At 32.6% G+C, this 20,571-nt stretch carries 16 protein-coding genes; 5 read left to right on the top strand and 11 right to left on the bottom strand.

The features are described 5' to 3' along the window. The coding region (locus tag VGE71_RS14655) for a DMT family transporter (protein ID WP_331139002.1) at positions 1–520 on the top strand (520 nt) is incomplete at its 5' end. A gap of 197 nt (positions 521–717) precedes the next feature. On the opposite strand, the gene VGE71_RS14650 is transcribed toward VGE71_RS14655, so the two are convergent. Together VGE71_RS14650 and VGE71_RS14645 are read right to left on the bottom strand one after the other, a co-directional pair. After that, on the bottom strand, positions 718–2,994 hold the full coding sequence (locus tag VGE71_RS14650) for an ATP-binding protein (protein WP_331139001.1): 2,277 nt from the start codon (positions 2,992–2,994) through the stop codon (positions 718–720). Between the two features lie 3 nt (positions 2,995–2,997). Next, a complete protein-coding gene (locus tag VGE71_RS14645) occupies positions 2,998–3,594 on the bottom strand; it encodes a biliverdin-producing heme oxygenase (protein WP_331139000.1) in 597 nt (198 codons plus the stop codon). Between the two features lie 184 nt (positions 3,595–3,778). Here VGE71_RS14645 and VGE71_RS14640 point away from each other — a divergent pair, with 184 nt between their 5' ends. After that, positions 3,779–4,348, top strand: coding sequence for a Crp/Fnr family transcriptional regulator (locus tag VGE71_RS14640; RefSeq protein ID WP_331138999.1), 570 nt, complete (start codon positions 3,779–3,781; stop codon positions 4,346–4,348). Positions 4,349–4,401: 53 nt separating this feature from the next. After that, positions 4,402–6,093 (top strand): dihydroxy-acid dehydratase, encoded by a 1,692-nt coding sequence (ilvD, locus tag VGE71_RS14635; protein ID WP_331138998.1) that lies wholly within the window; start codon positions 4,402–4,404, stop codon positions 6,091–6,093. A 95-nt stretch (positions 6,094–6,188) separates the two neighbouring features. On the opposite strand, the gene VGE71_RS14630 is transcribed toward ilvD, so the two are convergent. From VGE71_RS14630 to VGE71_RS14615, 4 genes are all read right to left on the bottom strand, one after another. Continuing rightward, positions 6,189–6,971 (bottom strand): alpha-ketoglutarate-dependent dioxygenase AlkB, encoded by a 783-nt coding sequence (locus VGE71_RS14630; RefSeq protein WP_331138997.1) that lies wholly within the window; start codon positions 6,969–6,971, stop codon positions 6,189–6,191. Between the two features lie 15 nt (positions 6,972–6,986). Next, on the bottom strand, positions 6,987–8,210 hold the full coding sequence (locus VGE71_RS14625; RefSeq protein ID WP_331138996.1) for a hypothetical protein: 1,224 nt from the start codon (positions 8,208–8,210) through the stop codon (positions 6,987–6,989). Between the two features lie 121 nt (positions 8,211–8,331). Beyond that, positions 8,332–9,669, bottom strand: coding sequence for a sensor histidine kinase (locus tag VGE71_RS14620; protein ID WP_331138995.1), 1,338 nt, complete (start codon positions 9,667–9,669; stop codon positions 8,332–8,334). A 1-nt stretch (position 9,670) separates the two neighbouring features. After that, positions 9,671–11,020, bottom strand: coding sequence for a sigma-54 dependent transcriptional regulator (locus tag VGE71_RS14615; protein ID WP_331138994.1), 1,350 nt, complete (start codon positions 11,018–11,020; stop codon positions 9,671–9,673). 284 nt (positions 11,021–11,304) lie between these two features. On the opposite strand from VGE71_RS14615, the gene VGE71_RS14610 reads away from it, so the two are divergent. Continuing rightward, positions 11,305–12,015 carry an ABC transporter ATP-binding protein gene (locus VGE71_RS14610; protein WP_331138993.1) on the top strand — a complete coding sequence of 237 codons (711 nt, stop codon included), beginning with the start codon at positions 11,305–11,307 and terminating at the stop codon, positions 12,013–12,015. 4 nt (positions 12,016–12,019) lie between these two features. Continuing rightward, positions 12,020–14,431, top strand: coding sequence for an ABC transporter permease (locus VGE71_RS14605; protein ID WP_331138992.1), 2,412 nt, complete (start codon positions 12,020–12,022; stop codon positions 14,429–14,431). A 103-nt stretch (positions 14,432–14,534) separates the two neighbouring features. On the opposite strand, the gene VGE71_RS14600 is transcribed toward VGE71_RS14605, so the two are convergent. The 5 genes from VGE71_RS14600 to VGE71_RS14580 all read right to left on the bottom strand — a co-directional run bounded on the left by VGE71_RS14600 (position 14,535) and on the right by VGE71_RS14580 (position 20,443). Next, complete coding sequence (locus tag VGE71_RS14600; protein WP_331138991.1) at positions 14,535–15,965, bottom strand: glycosyltransferase; 1,431 nt, start codon at positions 15,963–15,965, stop codon at positions 14,535–14,537. Between the two features lie 12 nt (positions 15,966–15,977). After that, entirely contained in the window at positions 15,978–16,799 is an 822-nt protein-coding gene (locus VGE71_RS14595; RefSeq protein ID WP_331138990.1) for a hypothetical protein, read from the bottom strand. 1 nt (position 16,800) lies between these two features. Further along, positions 16,801–18,015 (bottom strand): YaiO family outer membrane beta-barrel protein, encoded by a 1,215-nt coding sequence (locus tag VGE71_RS14590; RefSeq protein WP_331138989.1) that lies wholly within the window; start codon positions 18,013–18,015, stop codon positions 16,801–16,803. Next, positions 18,015–18,380: a response regulator transcription factor gene (locus VGE71_RS14585; protein ID WP_144213587.1), complete on the bottom strand. Its 366-nt coding sequence runs from the start codon at positions 18,378–18,380 to the stop codon at positions 18,015–18,017. Before VGE71_RS14585 ends, VGE71_RS14590 begins: the two co-directional genes overlap by 1 nt. A gap of 77 nt (positions 18,381–18,457) precedes the next feature. Continuing rightward, the gene (locus tag VGE71_RS14580; RefSeq protein WP_331138988.1) at positions 18,458–20,443 is read right to left on the bottom strand and encodes a GAF domain-containing hybrid sensor histidine kinase/response regulator; all 1,986 of its coding nucleotides are present in this window, start codon (positions 20,441–20,443) and stop codon (positions 18,458–18,460) included. Between the last annotated feature and the right edge of the window lie 128 nt (positions 20,444–20,571).

Raw genomic sequence — 20,571 nt, 5'->3', positions numbered from 1 at the left:
TGCTGCTTTTACAGCTTTAGCTGGTTTAGCCATTATAGCTATAAAAGACAAATTCGTAATAAACTTAGGAGATTTGTTTACTATTGCGGGCGCTTTTGGTTTTGCAGTTTATTTGATTGCAGTTGAAAAACATTCGGCAACCAAAAATCTTTTGTATTCAATTGTGCCTATGTTTTCATTTTGTGCTTTGTTTACTTTTTGTCTGGCATTTACAGATCAACATACAAATTGGTTTCCTGAAAACAGTACTTTTTGGATTGGTGCTATTTATTGTGCTTTGTTTTCTACCGCTTTTATGTACACTGTTTCTAATATTTCGCAACGTTATTTATCGGCAGAACGTGTAGCTGTAATTTATTTGTTTGAACCAGTTTTTGGTGCAATCGGAGCTTTTTTTATTTTGGGAGAAGATCTTTCTTGGCGCTTACTTTTAGGTGGAACTCTAATTTTTGCAGGAACTTTAATTTCAGAAGTAAATTTTAAAAGTCAAAAAATCAAAGTTTTGGTTAAGAAAAACTGATTTATTTTTTTCACGCAGATTTAAACAGATTAAAGCAGATTAAATTTTAAACACATAGCTATGTGTTAGAAACTAGTTTCTTTCAGCTTCCTTTTTTAGAGAAACAACAATCTATGCTTCTATGTGTTTAAAAAGAAAAAGCTTTGTCAAAGTTTAGAACTTTGACAAAGCTTTATGTTATATATTCATTTTTTACTTTAAATAGGTAAAAGTGTATCCTCAGGATCGCAAGGAAAATAAATAATAATATCGGTACCTTCGTTAGGTTTTCCTTCGGCACGAATATCTCCTCCTACAGCCTGCATAATTTTTTTGCAAAGTGCCAAACCTACACCAGAACCCGTATAATGTTCCTGCGTATGAAGTCTGGTAAAAACTTTAAAAATAGATTCGGCATATTGTTGCTCAAAACCGATTCCGTTATCAGAAAAACGAACCCAATGACAATACACTTTATACTTATCATGTATTAAAACAGGTTCCTGAGAAGCCGTTATGACAACCTTAGGCTGTCTTTCTGTAGAAGCATATTTTAATGAATTCTGAAGAATATTAATAAACAACTGATGCATTAAAAAACCAATTGCATGAACTTCTGGCAGATTTTCATGCTCAATTACAGCATTACTTTCTTTAATGCTTTCGTGCATTTCTTTGATAGTAGACTTCAAAATTTTATTCAAATCTACTTCTTGTAATTTATCTCTTGTATTTTTTATGCGAGTATATTTCAAAATATCTTCCAACAAACCGCTCATTCTGTTAGCAGATTTAGAAACGCGTTGTAAAGAATTCGAAATAGATTCTGTAGAAATAACATCCAGTTCAGTCAGCATTTTTGAGGTAATCAGCTGAATTTTACGCAAAGGTTCCTGCAAATCGTGTGTACTGATCCAGTTGATATTTTCTAACTCTGAATTGGTTTCTTTCAATAGCTCACTTTGACTACGATATTTTTCTTCTTCTTCACTCAACATAATCAAAATAAGCTGATTGTGTAAAGTGTGAGCGTATTGGGCTGCAGCATTAATTTCGTACTGTTTCCAAGGAATGCTCTGATTTTTAACAATCTGTTTCCAGATATTAAAAGAATTTCTCGGATGTAGTCCGTTAGCATCTTTAATAATACTTTTCTCTGGATCACCGCCCCAGTTTATTTCCGAAATTGTTTCGGGTCTATACCAAATGATGTGGCCATCAATACCTAATGGATGGTAAATAATTCCAGAAAAATTAGAATTTTCAGCAAATTCAGGAAAATGGTCTATGATTTTATTGGTTGAGAAAATTTCAGTTACATTTTCACTTGTAATTTTTTCAACTAAACTTAAAATCTGTTCCTCAGAAGGTGTTAGTCCTTTTTTATAGATTTTATTTCTAGACACTATAGAAACGCCAGAAGCATTAGCAATCTCCAACAATTGTGGCGCTTCAATAATTTTTTCTAAAGATTCTTTTACAATAGAAAGCTCAAGTGCTGTTAATTGTTCTAATGCTAAAATAGTTTTCTGAGCATTATTATACTCATCATTAGACTGTCTAATGTCTATTTGAGAAGTAATAAACTGTCCTTGAAGTTTTGCCGCTAATCTAATCTCTGGTGAAATATTTTTTTCAGAATAATGATGACAGGCAATTAATCCCCATAATTTATCGTGATGAATTAAGGAAATAGTCAATGTTGCTCCTACTCCAATATTTTTTAAATATTCTACGTGAATTGGTGATGTACTTCTTAAGATAGAAAGACTCAAATCCAGGTTTTTTCCTTCTTTATCATCAACGGTATAAATTGGAACTGGTTCATAATTAATATCAACAATTAATCTAAGCTGATTTCTGATGTATAATTCGCGAGCCTGAGCAGGAATATCTGTATGCGGATAATGCAATCCCAGAAATGGTTCTAAATCTTCTCGGCAATCTTCTGCAAAAACTTCTCCGTTGTACTGTTCATCAAAACGGTAAATCATGACACGATCGTAACCTGTTATTTCACGGGTTCCTTGTGCAACAAGGGCGCATAGATCTTTTAGTGATTTGGTTCTGTTCATTTGGCTTACAAACTGAATCGTTTGTTTGTAAGCATCAGCCAATTTTTCTCTATCAGGAAATAAAAGTTCGGCTTCTAAAACATAAACAGCACCACTTTTATGAATGTTAATTTGAAATAATCTTCCCAGTATTTCTATTTCAAGAGGAAAAGCATCTTGAATTTCATCCCCTTTTATATAGGCCAATATCTCTTCTTGAGCAATGGAGCCAAAAACAGCTGCAAAATCTTTTCCTAATACTTGAGTATGGCTCAAGTCAAAATATACAGCAATATTTTCTGTACAAAAATCTATTTTCCAGTCGGAAGTAATACCTAATAAAAAACCATGTGGCTGAATCTTCCCTGGAATATGGATAGGTTCATGTTCGCAATTGGTTAAATTAACAATATCACGATTAACTATATCTTTAATCTTCATTTTTTACTTTCGGTCAAAATGCTTGTAAATGCTGTCAAAAGCAAATACAGCTCCTTCTATAATTTCTTTTCCACAATTGTGTTCCTGTTCATATTCTGATAGAAAACCTAAAAATGATTTCCAGAAACTTCCTGTTTTTTCTCCGTAACCATTAAAATAAGAAACGCCTTCTTCTTCAGAAAGTTGTAATACTTTTGAAACATTTTTTAAAATAAATCTTCCACCAAGTGTAGAACCTTCCACAACATATAAAATTCCCAATGCAAAAGCAGGTGAAATTCCATCTGTTTGAAAAACTTTTTCTGTATTTGTTTTATTGGAATTTAAAAATAATAGATCATTCTCTATAAGATGTTTCTTTCTTCTTTGTTCTAAATCATCAATTAAATTAGAGAAGAAAGGAAAAATATAACCTTCTGTATCATTATGAACATCGTGCATTAAACCCAGATAATAAGTGTAATCTTCGATTTTCATTTCTGGTGACATAATTGACATTGAAACTGGAAGTTCTTCTAATTTCTTGTGAGAATCAGCTGTTTGTGTTTTTAAATCATTAAGAAAATTAGAAGCTATTGAAGTTGTGGTATTACTACTCATTGTGTACTTTTTGTATATTTAAAAGAGTCAATTGTCAACTCATCTTTCACAAATGTAACGAAAAAATAATAGCATCCTTTAAAATGATAAACGTTAAAATTTTTACGCAAAAAACGATTTTGACATTTGTCAATGTTTTTCTCTTCAATTAAGTTTAATTTTGAAATGGATTAATAATTGACCCATGATAAGTGAACTTGAAGCCTTAATTCAAAGCAAATTAGAATTAAAAAATGACGAACTCGAAACCATTCTTTCCTGCTTTAAATTAATACAAGTAAAAAGAAACGAACAACTGCTTAAAAGTGGTTCAGTTGCAGACAAAATATTTTTTATCAAAAAAGGATGTCTGCGATTGTATTATAGTACCGAAGATCATACTATTGCTACGCGTTTTATGGCTTTTGAAGGTACTTTTTTAACTTCGATTGTCAGTTTTATTTCCAGAGAACCCAGCAAAGAATATATTGAAGCTGTAGAAACATCAGATCTTTTGGCTATTTCTTATCACGATTTTTTCAGACTTAGAAATACTATTCCGCAATGGGACAAAATGTACATTTACATACTCGAATACGGTTTAACAGTCATTACTTCTAAACTTAGTAGTTTGCTGACTCAAAACGCTGCTGAACGTTATCGAAATCTTCTGAAAAACAATCCAGAACTTATACAAAGATTATCCAACGCAAATCTTGCGGCTTATCTTAATATTTCTCCCGAAACCTTAAGTAGAATAAAATCACAGATCTAATCGTCTGTACACTATCAAAAAAAACAAAAACAACTTAAAAAACATTTTTTATCATGAGAAGTGATGAAGTAAAAAAGGGCGTTCAGCGAACGCCTCACAGATCCCTATTGCGAGCTACGGGTTTGAAAAATGAAGATTTCAGCAAACCTTTTATTGGTGTTGCCAATTCTTTTATTGAAATTATTCCGGGACATTTTTTCCTGAATAAAGTATCTGAAATTATTAAAGATGAAATTCGTGCGAATGGTTGTGTACCTTTCGAATTCAACACAATCGGAATTGATGACGGAATCGCAATGGGTCACGACGGAATGTTATATTCATTACCAAGTCGTGAAATTATAGCAAATTCTATCGAAAGCGTTATGAATGCGCACAAATTAGACGCGATGATCGCTATTCCGAATTGCGACAAAATTGTTCCCGGAATGATTATGGGTGCACTTCGTGTAGATGTTCCTACTATTTTTGTGAGCGGTGGACCAATGTCAAAAGGGTATACAAAAAACGGAACTGCAATCGATTTGGCATCTGCTTTTGAAGCCGTTGGAAAACATGAAGCAGGAAAAATATCAGACGAAGAATTGTATGATATTGAATGTAACGCTTGTCCAAGTGGTGGAAGTTGCTCCGGAATGTTTACCGCAAATTCTATGAATACTTTGATGGAAGCTATGGGAATTGCACTTCCAGGAAACGGAACCATTTTAGCACAAACGCCAGAACGCGAGCAATTGTATCGTGAAGCAGCCAGACGAATTTGTGACATCGCAAAAGACCAGCAAGCAATTGAAAAATTCAAACTAAAGAATATCTTAAACGAAAATGCCGTAAGAAATGCTTTTGCAGTTGATATGGCAATGGGCGGCAGTACCAATACTGTTTTACACATGCTTGCCATTGCCAACGAAGCCAATGTCGATTTTAAACTACAAGACATTAATACCATTTCTGGGAAAGTCTCTCATATTGCTAAAATTTCTCCAAGTTTGAGCACCGTTCATATGGAAGATATTAATAGAGCGGGTGGTGTAAATGCTGTAATGAAAGAAATAAACAAAAGAGGTTCAGGTGTTTTGTTTGACAATTTAACTATTAGCGGAGAAACTTTATTGGAGAAAATTGCCAATGCCGAAATAAAAGACACCACAATCATTCATACCATTGATAATCCGTACAGTAATGTTGGCGGACTGGCGATTTTATACGGAAATCTTGCTGAACAAGGTGCCGTAATTAAAACTGCTGGACTTACTGGAGGTCGCGTTTTTACAGGCCAAGCCGTTTGTTTTGACGGTCAAGCCGATGCCATTGCAGGAATTATGATGGGAAAAGTAAAAGCTGGAAATGTAGTGGTAATTCGTTATGAGGGACCAAAAGGCGGACCAGGAATGCAAGAAATGCTCTCTCCTACCAGCTTAATTATGGGAATGGGATTAGGAAGTTCTGTTGCTTTAATCACCGACGGAAGATTTAGTGGAGCGACCAGAGGTGCTTCAATCGGACACGTTTCTCCTGAAGCGGCTGAAGGCGGTATGATTGGTTTGGTTAAAGATGGAGACGAAATTCATATCGATGTAGATCAATATATTTTGTCTGTAAATCTAACTGACGAAGAAATAAAAGCACGAAAAGAAGCTTTTCAACCTTTGAAAAAACCTTTAAACTCAAAATGGTTGAGCCAATATAGAGCGCTTGTAACCAATGCCAGTACAGGTGCTGTTTTGAAAACCGACCTAGACTAAAAACTAAAAATGCTAAACTTTAAGTTTGGCATTTTTTTATATCGAATCTTCTATGAGACAAATTTCAAAAGTTGTTTCAAAAGAAAAAAGAAAATTTATTTCGGAAGCATTGTATCTCCTAAACTTAATGTATACGGCATTTTAGGATAAACAAAATTGATATTGTTGTTTTCTTCTCCCCTTAATTTAAAAAATTCTTTTTTTTGTTCATCATCAGCTAAGACTAATAATTCTCCATTGGGAAAATATGGTTTTCCGTCATTAAAGTGAATAAATGTTTTAGACTTTCTAAGGGTTATTCCAAGCCAGCGATTATCTGATTCTGATGATTTTAATCCTGAAAAAGATTCCAATACAATTTTATGAAGATATTTTGTATTAGTTTCTAACGAAAACAAAACAATCGAATTATGTTGAAGTGGAATTTCAAATTCTTCTTCAGTTTCTTTATTTTTAATTTTAAGTCGTCTCAAAAGCCTATCCGTCAATTGAGAAGGATTTTCATAACACGTAAAAAGACCAATATAAGAATCGGGTTCTAAATCCATACATTGATCTGAATGGTATTTCATTTTACTGTAATTACAATCGTACATTTCAATCAAAGCATTATTAAAATCTAATTCATTCGCAAAATCTATTTGATTTGTATCATTTATACTTTGCAAAATTTGTTGGTGAATTGGACCAAAATCATGAGCCGGTATAGTATATAATGTTGTAGTTCGAACAATGGGAATACCTTTATCAGATATCTTAACCAAATGGTTTCCGATTCTACCTTTAGCAACATTCTCAAAATCAACAGAATTTGATAACTCATCGAATAGATTTTTTTCTAAAGAAACTGTGCTTACAAAGAAATCCTGATTATTCATTTACTTTAAATCTTTTTAATAAATAGGTTTTTCATAATCACCAGAATTCATACTGAAATAAATTTTTCCGTACGCTACATTTTTCTCTGTACTATTTTCTTCATAATAAGAGTTTCGCAAATTCACCATGTCATCAGAAGTCATTTGCTCTAATTTTATTAATTCATTATTTTCTTTAATGAAAGTCTGATTGTCTATAAAAACAGCCTCCAAATTAGAACATCTCGCCACATACCCTAATCTAACAGGAATTTGATCGACATTTAACATAGAAGGTCTTATTTCATGTGTATAAAGCCTATTAGTAGAAAGTGGAATTAAAAAAGCAGAGTTTGGATATAATGTTACACTGAATTCTTTATACAGATTTTCATCTTTGACGCTATCTTTCAATTTAAAATGCAATCTTGTTAAGCCGCTTGTTTGTTTGTAGCACCAATCATATCTATCACTTTCTGATTTCTTTAATTGATCAAAATTAGAATTATCATAAAAAGTAGTAAAAGCAATAAGACCTTCCTTAGGCATATCTTTTGTTTTATCGGAATGCGCTTTAATCTTCGATTTTACATCTTTCGGATTTTCGTTGCTCTTTACTTTGTTCTCGTAAATTTGAGCCAATACATGATTCAATTTTGTCTCTTTTTCGAAACAATATTTAACTGAATCATTTAAACTATCAATAATAAAATGATCTGTTTCACGGAAATTATCAGTCGGCCCAGTAAAATTGCTTGAACATCTCAAAAGACGATAATGTAATTTTTCTTTTGAATCGGTTTCTTCTTTTTCAATATCCGTTAAATAAATACCTGTTCTTAAAGCCTGCGATCCTTTATTTGACTCAGTTAAATTCTGAAAAGAATGTTCTGATTTTACTTTAGAAAAATAATCCAATTCCGTAAACATCTCTCTAAAATAAACTCCAGCATTAGAAACAACAATCGGAACTTGACCCAATGCAATTAGCCGTAAGTTTTTATTTTTTAAGTTTTCAAAATGAACAGAAAGCTCTTTTATTACAAACAAATCAATATCAACATTTTCGAGCAGATTGATATCTCCACAGACATAAATCTTTTTATTTTCAGTCGAAAATGGAATTTCAGAAAAGTTCTTTACCACTATTCCACAAAAATTATCTACTAAAAATTGAGTTTCTTTGTTTTCATTCTCTCCTAAAACAACAAGAATATTTTTGTCTTTAGAAATATTATTTTCAAAATCTGACTGTATCATTTTTAAATTAACTTCAATAAATGTTAAAAATCGAATTTAGCGTTATGAGCTGTTATCAATGGCTAATATCATAAATTTAAATAGCTACGCCAAAATAAAAATTATCTTTAACAAGAAAAAGCTATAAAAACTCAATCAAACAGATTTCAAAAGTTGTTTTTCCTTTTTCATTTTTATTGAGAATGTAACCGCCGTGAGCTTCTACAATATTTTTGGATAAGGTTAAACCTATTCCTGCTCCTTCATTTCGTGTTGTGAAAAATGGAAGGAAAATCTTGTCTTCAATTTCTTTTTCGATCCCTTTTCCATTGTCTGATATTTTAATGAAAACACGGTTTTCATTGGCTTCTGACGAAATAAAAATTTGTTTTTGTCCTAAATTTTCTAATGCCATAACAGCATTTGTTAGCAAATTTATTAATACCTGCTCCATCTGCTGCTGATCGACATTTACTTTATAATTGTGTTTGATTGTATTTTCAAGGATTATATTTTCCTTTCTAAATATCGGACTCATAATTTGCAAACAGTTATCAATCAAATGCTGTAACTCCATTTTTTCTTTTTGTGGAGAAGGAAGCATCGCCAGTTTTCGATACCCTTCTACAAATTTCTGCAGATGATCGCTTCGCCTCAACATGGTTTGTACACTATATTTGATGTCTTCCAAATCTTCAGAAGAAAGTGAATCTTGTTCTACCAAATCTTCCATATTTTGACAAATAGAACGAATTGGCGTTATCGAGTTTAGAAGCTCATGTGAGATTACTTTCATCAAATTGATCCACGCATCTTTTTCTTTTTTCTCGACTACATTCTGAATCGAATCCAGCAAAACAATAAAATAATTCTGTTTAAAAATCTCTGTACGTGAAGCCTGCAAAACAAAGGTTTGTTTGTGTTGTTCGTTTATACTTAAATCTATAGCAGTTTTAATCTCATGGAAATCATCTTTTTCTATAATTTCACATAAAGATGGAAGTTGGTTTTTAAGGTATTTCCATTTGGAAACTTTTGGTACATTAAAGTGACTCGAAAAATAGTCATTCATTAAAAAAATATCCCAATCTGTTTCTTGTTTTTGAAGAATAACAACCCCTGTTTCAATATTATTCAGAATAGAACGGTAAATAATATCTCTCGAAATCTGCTCGTTATGTTTGTTTTTTAATGTTTCATACAATTGAAACAATTCAGCATAACTTTTATTGAATTTCTGTTTAGAAAAATCCGAAGTAAAATCATTTTGTAGAATCGAAGAAATGGTTTTATTGTAAATCATTACTAGATTTCGCACATAAAAATACATTTCACGAGCCAGTAGAAAAACCATACACAAGCCAAATATTCCTGTAAAAAGTAAATCAATTTTAAAGAAATAAATCGACAATTCAATTCCGATTACGATTAAAATTAATCGAAGGAAAATGAGTTTATAAGTTTGTAAAGTCTTCAACATATTAGCTGATATTGATATTAAATTTTTCTAAACGTCTGTACAAAGCACCTCTCGAAAGTCCCAATTCTTCGGCCGTTTTACTAATATTATTATTGTTTTTCAAAAGCGCTTTTTCAACCGCTGCTTTCTCAACAGACGAAAGCTGATTATCTTCTGAATGCTCTTCATAAGGCGTTATAATCTCTAAATCCAAATCGGAAACTGTGATTTTATTATTCTCACAAAGAATAACAGCGCGTTCGATTTTATTTTCCATTTCGCGGATATTTCCATTCCAAGAATGTTTTTCAATTTGTTCGAGTACTTTTTTATCAAAAACAATTTCATCCCTGCCATACTTTTCAATCATTTTATCCAAAAGATATTCTGCTAACGGAATTTTATCTTCATGTCTTTTTCGTAGAGGCGGCAAAACAATTTCCATCGTATTAATACGATAATACAAGTCTTCACGGAAGTTTTTATCAGCAACTTCTAGTTTTAGATTTAAATTGGTTGCTGTAATAATTCGAACATTCAAAGATCTCACTTTGGTTTCTCCTAATCTGGTTACTGTTTTGGTTTGAATAACTTGTAGTAATTTAGATTGCAAATGAAGCGGAACATTTCCTATTTCATCCAAAAAAATAGTTCCGTTCTGAGCCATTTCAAAACGTCCGGGTGTATCTGTTTTGGCATCCGTAAAAGCGCCTTTTGCGTATCCGAATAATTCGCTTTCGAAAATATTAGCATTTAAAGAACCTAAATCAACGGCCACAAAAGGCTGATTTTTTCTTTCTGATTGTGTGTGAATATGGTGCGCCAAAACGAATTTTCCTGTACCGTTTTCACCCAAAATCAAAACATTGGCATCGGTTTTGGCTACTTTATCGGCAAGAGCGTATGCTTTTTTAATACTATCCGAATTACCCACAAAAAAGTCATTTTTTATCTCAATTTCTTTGATTTTTTTCTGTTCTTTTCGTGCTTTATCTACCGCTTGTTTTACAGATTCCAGAAGTTTTTTATTCTCCCAAGGTTTTAAGATGTAATCAAAAGCACCCGATTTTAAACCTTCGACAGCCGTTTCTACTTTTCCAAAAGCGGTCATCAAAATCACCACTGTTTTTGGCGAAAGCGTTTTTATTTCCTTCAACAAATACAAACCTTCTCTCCCATCTTCAAAACCAATTCTGTAATTCATATCCAGCAAAACAACATCGATAGTATTTTTTGCTAATAATTCGACAATGTTTTTTGGATTATTAAGCGTATAAATATGCTCAAAATACTTTTTCAGATACACTTTTGATGCGAAAAGTATGTCTTCCTGATCGTCGATGATTAAAATAGAAGCGTTCGTTTTTTTCATTGTTGTTCGGTTTTGGACGAAAGGTGTCCACTTATGGACAGTTTAGTTTTTTTATTCAAAAATAAATCGCTAAAAACAAAGCAGTTACAACGTTTAATTTCTTGGCATGAAAATCACATTAGAACTTGTAAATCATTAATTATTAACGCCTTTCGGAAGCACAAATAACAAAATAAATACCGATAATTTGAAATAATTTATCTTAATTTTCAACCTTGTTTCTGTCACTTCCGAAGACATAAAAATTTTAAAAGAAAATCAATCAAAAATCAAAAACGTCAATTATGATTACCATCGAAAAACTTTCAAAAGTATTTAGAACTGAGGAATTAGAAACAAAAGCTTTAAGTGAAATCTCATTAACCATCAATCAAGGCGATTTTGTCTCTATTATGGGGCCATCCGGAAGTGGAAAATCGACTTTATTAAACATCATCGGACTTTTAGACAGCGCTTCAGACGGAAGCTATCAATTGCTCGATCAGGAAATGGTGGGTTTAAAGGAAAAACAAAAATCACAAGTTAGAAAAGAAAACATCGGATTCATTTTTCAAAATTTCAATTTAATTGATGAATTATCGGTTTTCGATAATATAGAACTGCCTTTGATTTATAGCAATGTTCCTTCTGCCGAAAGAAAATCCCGCGTAAATGAAATGGCAAAAATACTAGGAATCGCGCATCGTTTAAAACATTTCCCGCAGCAACTTTCAGGTGGACAACAACAGCGTGTAGCCGTAGCGAGAGCTTTAATCAATAATCCGAAAATTATTTTGGCCGATGAACCAACAGGAAATCTAGACAGTAAAAACGGTAATGAAGTTATGGAATTGCTAACCGATCTGCATGCCAGTGGTTCGACAATCTTGATGGTTACGCACTCTGATTATGAAGCTTCTTTTTCGCAAAGAACCATTTTAATGAAAGACGGAATGATTTTGTCTGAAAAAGTAAATCATAGAAATGTGGATGTTTTGGTAAATGCTAATAACTAAGACTATGCTTAAAAACTGGACAAACATATTCATATATCATATCAGGAATAACAAATTCTTTACGATACTAAATATTCTAGGCTTAAGTATTGGAATTGCAGGTTTGATTTTTGCAATTCTATATTGGAACGAAGAACATTCTTACGATCAATTAAATCCCGAAAGAGATAAGATTTATAGCGTAATGAACGATTTTGGAGGCGGCAATATCTGGACAACAAACTCTCCTATTCCGGGTCGAATGCTAAAAGCAACTACTTCCTATGTAGATCAATATTGTTATTTCAGGTCAAATTATACAAAAGAAACTATTCAGTATAATGGAAAAACCGAATTGATTGATAAAATCTTTTCAGCCCAAAGCAGTTTCTTTTCTTTTTTTCCTTTTGAATTTGTGCAAGGTAATTCCAAAACCGTTTTTCTCGACCGAAACAGCATGGCTCTTTCAGAAGAAACTGCTGCTCAGATTTTCAAAAATGAAAATCCAATGGGCAAACAGGTGAAATATGCAGATCAGATTTTTGTAGTTCGAGGTGTTTACAAAATGCCTAAAAAATCATCGATAATGCCTAATGTAATTACCCAAATTGTACAACAAGATTTGGATAGAAATAAGGACAATTGGGGATTTAGTTATGGCTTAATGCTTAAACTAAAAAAACAAAGTGATACCACCGCAGTTATTCAAAATTTAGATAAAATATTTCTAGAAGACAACTACAAAAAGCAAGCAAAAAGCGAAGGTTTATCTCTTCAACAATTCATCAAACAATATGGTGAACCTATAAAAGCAAGACTTCTTCCGTTCACAAAAGCAAGATTATATCAGGGAAATTATGCTTTTCCTGAGGGAAATGCCAACCTGCAGTTTTTAAAAATAATAATGGGCTTATCTGTTCTTATTTTAATATTATCGATTGTCAACTACATCAATATGGCTACTGCAAATGCTGTTAAGCGGGCGAAAGAAGTTGGAGTTCGTAAAATTATTGGCGCATCTAAATTTCAAATTGTAGCGCAATTTGTTTTTGAAACCACGCTTATCACATTGTTTTCTGTCTTATTGGCAATGGTTATTGTAGAACTTTCACTTCCATTTTACAACTCATTTCTGGGCAAAAATCTTCAACTTATCGGAGCGCAATTTTATCTACAGCTGATTGTGATTTTCTTCTTTGTAATAGTAGTTTCTGGTGTTTTTCCGGCAATTTACATTGCAAACTTTGAAGTTTTAAAAGTCTTAAAAGGAAATTTTTCAAGAAGTAAAAATGGAGTCTGGATTCGTAACGGAATGCTGGTTTTACAATTTTCGATTGCTACTCTTTTTATCATCGGATCCTTTATTGTTTACAAACAAGTAAATTACATGATAGACAAAGATTTAGGCTTTAATGGAGCGCAAGTCATGGATATTTCTTTTAAACCTCAAAAAGGAAAAAATCAATATGAAAGATACAAAACAATTAAGCAGGAAATTTCAAAAATAGAAGGTGTTGAGGCCGTTTCGGCAGGATTATTTTCTATTGGAAGTAACGAAAATTCTTGGCAAGGACTTCATTATAAAACCAACAAGGAACTTGTCACCCAACAAATGGGTGTTGATTTTGGCGAATTGGAAATGTTAGGCATCAAAGTACTGAAAGGAAGATATTTAAGCGATAAATTTGCTACTGATAGTATATCGAGCGCATTGTTGAATGAAACTGCTGCGAAAACACTTCAGGAAAAAGATCCTTTAAATAAAGAGGTTGTTTTTGGCGGTCAGAAATTTAAAGTTATAGGTATTGTTCAAAATTTCCATTATATCGGAGTGGAATATAATGTTGCTCCTATGATTTTCTTTCATATTAAATCTTTTGACTGGATGTCTAATGATATGCGAAATATTTCTGTAAAAATAGCTCCGGAGAATATGTCGAAAACTATTACTGCTATTGATAAATTCTGGAAAGCAAACGTAGATCAGGAATATCCTTTTGAATTTGATTTCGTGAATAAAAACTTTGCCCGAACTTTTAAGAAATATGAAGATCAAAGAAACCTATTTGCTTTGCTGAATGTTGTGGTAATCTTAATTGCCGTTTTCGGTTTGTTTGCTTTGGCTTCATTTTCGATGGAAAGAAGACTGCGTGAAATTGCGATTAGAAAAACACTTGGCGCAGAAACCAATACTTTACTAAAAGAATTATCGAAACAATACATTCTCTTTTGCATCATCGGATTCTTTATTGGTATTATTCCATCGTACATTTTATTACAGAAATGGCTTGAGAATTTTGCCTTCCGAATCGATATTCCGTTACTGCCTTTTATTATGGCTTTTCTATCCTTGCTAATTATGACACTTACAATCGTTTTGGCAAAAGCCTATCAGGTAACCAAAGTAGATGTTTTACGCTATTTAAAATACGAATAGGAAATTTCTATAAACGAAAAAAGCTGTGCAAAACACAGCTTTTTTTATTCTTTATATCTCAATCAAAATCAACTCATGACTCACAATTCATAACTAAAAAAAACTATTTCTTAGTAAATCCTTTTCTGGTCATTTCGCCCCATCCTTTGGTTCCCATAATTTTTTCTTTATAACCAATTAAAGCCGAATAAACCGTTAGCGGATGAAAATACAAAGGTTCTATAAAAGCAGCCATAAGAAGTTTAAAGAAATCGGCTTGTTTTGGATATTTATGATAAGTTTTTTCTTCACTGAATAAAGCGATAACCGAAAAGAAAACTGCAAATGAATACACAAACAGTAAAAGCAAAATAAAGAAGTGCCAATTAAGCAATCCAAATATGATGAAAACTACTGTAATAAGAAGACCAATAAACTCAATTGCAGGTGCCAAAAATTCGAACAAAGTCCAATACGGCACACTCAACATTCCTAACAACTTGTATTTTGGGTTCAGGAACATTTTTTTATGAAAACTTAATGTTTCTATAGTTCCTCTCATCCATCGGCTACGTTGTTTTTTAAAAATAGAAAAATCTTCAGGAGCTTCTGTCCAACAAAGCGGGTCTGGAATATAACTTACGGCATAAGGAAGTTTATTTTCCAACATATAGCGACGCATTCTCACGATAAGTTCCATATCTTCACCCACTGTTTTAGTATTGTATCCACCAGATAAGATGGCGATTTCTTTATCAAATGCACCAAAAGCACCACTAATAAGCAATAAACCATCTAGTCTTCCCCATGCCATTCTTCCTAAAAGAAAAGCTCTCAAATATTCTAAAACCTGAATTCTAGGTAACATGCGATCCGGAATATTAACTTCGACCAAACGTCCGTTTTTTATCACACACTGATTGGCAATTCTAACGACTCCTCCAGTGGCAATAATACGTTTTCCGTGAGATTCTAAAAACGGTTTTGCCAATTTTAAAAGAGAATCTTTATCCAAAATACAATCAACATCAATGCAGACTACATAAGGATTTTCGGCAATATTAAGTCCAACGTTTAGGGCATCTGCTTTACCTCCATTTTCTTTGTCAACTACAATTAATTTCTTGTAAGCAGCATTTCTTGAAGTGTAAACTCCTTTTATCTTTTTGGTTTCAATCTGTGGATTAAATTCGCGTTCCGACAAGACTAAATCATAAGTCTTGATCAGGATTTCCATCGAATTGTCTTTACTTCCATCATTTACCACAATAGCCTGATAATTATTATAATTAAGAGACAATAATGATTTTACATTTTCTTCAATCGTCATTCCTTCATTGTAGGCAGGTGCAATCAAAGAAAGTTTTGGAGCAAATTCACTCGTTAACAAAACTTCATAATCTACAAAGCTGTTTTTCTTAAGATAACTTCTGAGTTCTTTTGTAGAAAGATAAGCCAATATCAGATAAGAAGACATGATTAGTATGGCATATCCCAAGATTAGGAGTATGTAGATATGCAAAAACCATGTTAATTCAGTCGTAAAAAAAGTCATTTTCTTATAAAATTAAACTGTTAAAACCTGCAAAATACTTTGCGCTTCGTACTTGATTATGGTGTTTGGAGCTTTCGCAGCTAATTGCGCCACAAAAGGGATTTTCTGTGTCAGTTTAAGCTCTTTTATAAGCTTTAATCCCAGCGAAATAACAGTTGTATTTTGTGATTCTAATAAAAGTTCAATTCCTTCTGTATCGCCTATGTCATGTTTTTTAAAGGCACTAATAATATTCACTTGCGTCCAGTCATCAATAGGATCTGAATGTTCTGTCAGATAGACTATACTTTGGGTTCCCGCAAGTTTGATGCAGGCGTTTATGGCTGTAATTTTTAAAGTTTTATTTCGTGCTTTAGAATAGGTTATAATTGTATCAAAAGCATCGGCAATATTAAACTCGGCAAGTTCTGTAATTCCTTTACATTTAACTTCCCATTTCAGGCTTTTTAGTTTTTTAAAAGAGTCTTTTATCAAACCTGATTCTTTGTAAAACTGCTCGATTTTCTTTGCATAAATACCTTCATAATTTTTATGCAGATTGATAATCGATTCTGTCATTACTTCTCTAAAAAACGAAGTATCGAAACGAACCAGAAAGTTTTTATTATTTTTAATTTCAGCAAAGGAAAGATCTTCGAAAATTACCGAAGCCATAACCTTTTCAATCTCTGTATTATATTCAATACTAAGCTTTTCTTTCTTTATCGTTCTGTTTCGGCTTGCTACAATGTACAAATACAAAATAAAAGATGTAGCGACAAAAAAGTAGATTGAAAAAGTGAGAAATGGCACTACCCAATTACCGTTTTTATATAGTTCCCAGATTTCTTCCATACTAAAAACGTTTCGTTACAATCAATTGAACGTTGAATCTATTTCTATATTCTCCAGGTATATATTCTTCTCTTTCGTAAAGGAATATTGGGCGTACAAAAAACGATTCACCTAAACGATGCTGGTACTGAATTCCTGCTCGATATGCTTTTAATGGCGTTGTAAAATTATTGTACAGATACAAATACGGAACGTTTCCATATTGAAGTTCAAATCTTAAAAGACTTTCTTTCTCTTCATTTACTTTCTGCAAGCTTAAAACATGAGAAAACAATTCGTTTGAAGTATCGTAATACGGTCTGTAAGCAACTGTATAAGTTCCTGCTGTGTAAGCCAATTGTCCTGTAAGCAATGTAATATCGTCTGATTCAAAATGCATAAAACGTGCACCAAGTGAATAATCAAACTTTTTATATGGCTTAAAATAGTATTCTAAACCTGCTTTTGCCACAGGAAATATTGTTTCGCCAGTAGAAACACCTCCATTTGCATACAAATAACTTTTGTTGGAAAAGGTCTGATAAAAATCGGCTTCAAATAATGCTTGAGTATCGTTACTAACATTTCCTACATTCGCACGACCTACAAGGGCAGATTTATTGAATTTATGTGAATATTCAACATAACCATAATGAAATGGAGCTTGTCCCGGTTCTGAAGTCGAAACATTTAAATAAGAAACAGAAACGGCATTTTTTGATTTGTGACCAATAAGCGTTCGGATTCCTTTAAAAGCCTGAGTACTATTATCAATATAGGCTGATTTTTCTATCAATTCTAATGCTTCTTGATCTCGGTTTAATTTTTCCAGACAAGTCGCTTTGATCTTTAAAACATCAATAGATTTAGGATCTAAAACAAGATATTTATCGCAATAGGTAAGGCATTTTTCGTATTGCTCTGTCCAGAAATAAACATTAACAATAGCTTGTAAAGCTTCTTGATTCGGATTAACTCTGTCTGTCATTGGAGTTAAAATCTTCATAGCAGTTTTATAATCCTTTTTCCAGCTGTAAATACGAGCAGTGTAGGTTTGTATATCTTCATCCTGAGGATATTTCGCACGCAAAGGTTCTATGAGTGATAAGGCTTTATCGTAGTTTCCTTTTTCAACTTCACGTTTGACATTTGCTAAAGTTTCTTCTGGATTAATTTCCTGTCCAATAGCGAAAGAAGAAATAAACAGTAGTATTATAGAATAATAGATATACTTCATTAGAAATGTGTTTTTAGTAATTTATTAATTCGCACTAAAAGCACCGCAGGGCTTACTGGTTTTGCAATAAATTCGTTTGCGCCTATGTCAAAAGAATCTAATTCTGTTTGTTCAACACCTGAAGAAGTAAGTATAATAATAGGAGTTTCAGAATTTATGGTTTGTCTTACATACTGCGTAATTTCCATTCCGCTTTTTCCTGGCATATTAATATCCGTAAGGATTAAATCATAATTATTGGTTTCGATTGCGTCTAGGGCATCTTTTCCATCAGAAAACTGGTCAACATTAAATCCTTTTGATTCTAAGAAAAAAGATAACGATTTGCGTAGGATATCATTATCTTCAGCTAAAATAATTCTCATTTTTTTAAAATTTTAAACTTGGGGCAAACTTTAATTTATAACATCTATTTGTAAAGCTAGGGCTTATTTCTCTTTTATCATAACTCCTTTAGAATTTTAACGACTTCACTAAGACCACAATGTAATACATTTACTTTATCTAAGGTTTCAGTTGTAAATTTTCCTGTTGAAGCTTCTTCTTCAATAATTGCAGCACAACTACTAAGATCTTCCAGCATAAAAATATCCAAACTGGATTTCATATTATGTGCCAGTTTTTTTACAGTGTCGTGATCGCCTGCATGAAAGGCTTGTTCTAATTGTGCGCTCTGATCTGGAATTTTATCAATAAAAAGATGAATCATTTCTTTTTTAAAATCTGGATCTCCGCAAGCCATTTCATCTAAAAAAGACATATCTATAATTCTTTTCGGAGTAACCTCAAAATCTGGATTCATAACTGTTTTTATTGCTTTTAAAAGAACAGCCTGTTTAAAAGGTTTGGGTACATAAGCATTCATCCCTGATTTATAACAACGCTCCTGCTCTCCTACCAACGAATGTGCTGTCATAGCAATAATTGGAATCTTTGAATCCATTTCGTTACGAATGTATTCTGTGGTCTGGTAACCATCTTTTACAGGCATTTGAAGATCCATTAGAATCAGATCATAATGGTTTTGCGATAAAAGTTCGATACCTTCTTCACCGTTATGAGCAATATCCAGATCAAAACCAAAATTAGTAATCACACTTTTGGCTAATTTCTGATTTAATGCATTGTCTTCGCAAAGTAATATCTTAAGCTGACCTAAACTATTTTTAGTCATAAGTTTAGGAGCTGCTTCTGTTTGATCCGTCTTTCTATATTTCAGAATAAAGAAAAATTCAGAACCACGATTTGGTGTACTTTTTACGTGAATTTCACCATATTGAAGTTCTACCAACTGTTTTACAATATTAAGTCCCAATCCAGTACCTCCGTAAGTTCGGGTGGTGCTTTCTTCGCCTTGGGTAAAACGTTCAAAAATAGTAGTCAGTTTGTCTTTGTTGATTCCTATACCAGTATCTTTTACAGAAAATTTAAGGGTATAATCATCTTCTGTTTCTTCTATTTTTTTTACTGAGAAAGTTACTTCGCCTTCATTTGTAAATTTCAAGGAATTTCCAACCAAATTAACCAAAATCTGATTTAACCTTCCTTGGTCTCCAATCACATTATCTGGCATTTCGGCATCTAAAAAGAGGTTAAACTCAACATCTTTTTGGACTTTTACTTTTAATAAATTATAAACGTGCTTTAAAGTCTTTTTTAAATTGAATGGTTCAGAATCAATAGCTAAATTTCCTGATTCTATTTTAGAAAGATCCAAAATATCATTTACAATCAAAAGCAGATTTTCTCCCGCAATCTGAACACTTTCGATATAATCACGCTGTACCTCATCCAATTCTGTTTGTGCCAAAAGATCGGTAAAACCAATAATAGAATTTAAAGGTGTTCTAATTTCGTGACTCATATTGGCCAAAAAACTGTCTCTTGCCAAAACTGCTTTTTCTGCAATTTTTCGCTGAGCTTCTAATTGAATATTCTTCGTACCAATTTCTAATTGTGCCATAACGTGTTTGGCAACAATAGAAAGTGCGTTACGTTGATTTTCATTCAATTCTTTTACAACATGATCTACAGCGCACAAAGTACCTATATTATAACCATCTGGTGTAGTAATAGGAACTCCAGCGTAAAATCTCACATTAAATCCGCCCGTAACATTAGGATCGTCTTTAAATCTTTCACTTAAATGTGTATCATTTATTTCTACAATTTTAGTATCTAAAATCGTGTAATTGCAGAATGAAATTTCGCGTGGTACTTCGGACACTCCTACTCCAATTTCAGATTTAAACCATTGTCGGGTTTCATCTATAAAAGAGATATGGGCAATAGGAACTCCGCAGATATAAGAAACCAATTTTGTTGCATCATCAAAAGCGTGATCTGGAAGTGTATCAAGTATATTATAACGTTTTAAAGCAGCTAAACGTTGTAATTCGTTGTCTGGAATTGGGTAATCTTTACTCATTTTGTTATAGTAGGAAAAGCAGGCAAAGGTAAATCAATTTAAGCTAAAAGCTTTGTTTTGCAATGAGTTTATTGCAAAATTATGCCTTTAACGAATGAAGTATTACAGTTTGGACTGTTAATTTTTAT

It is taken from the genome of Flavobacterium sp. (assembly GCF_036405015.1).
In the GTDB taxonomy this organism is placed as follows: domain Bacteria; phylum Bacteroidota; class Bacteroidia; order Flavobacteriales; family Flavobacteriaceae; genus Flavobacterium.
Note: the sequence above shows the minus strand (reverse complement) of the source record. Positions and strands in the feature narration are given on the sequence as shown.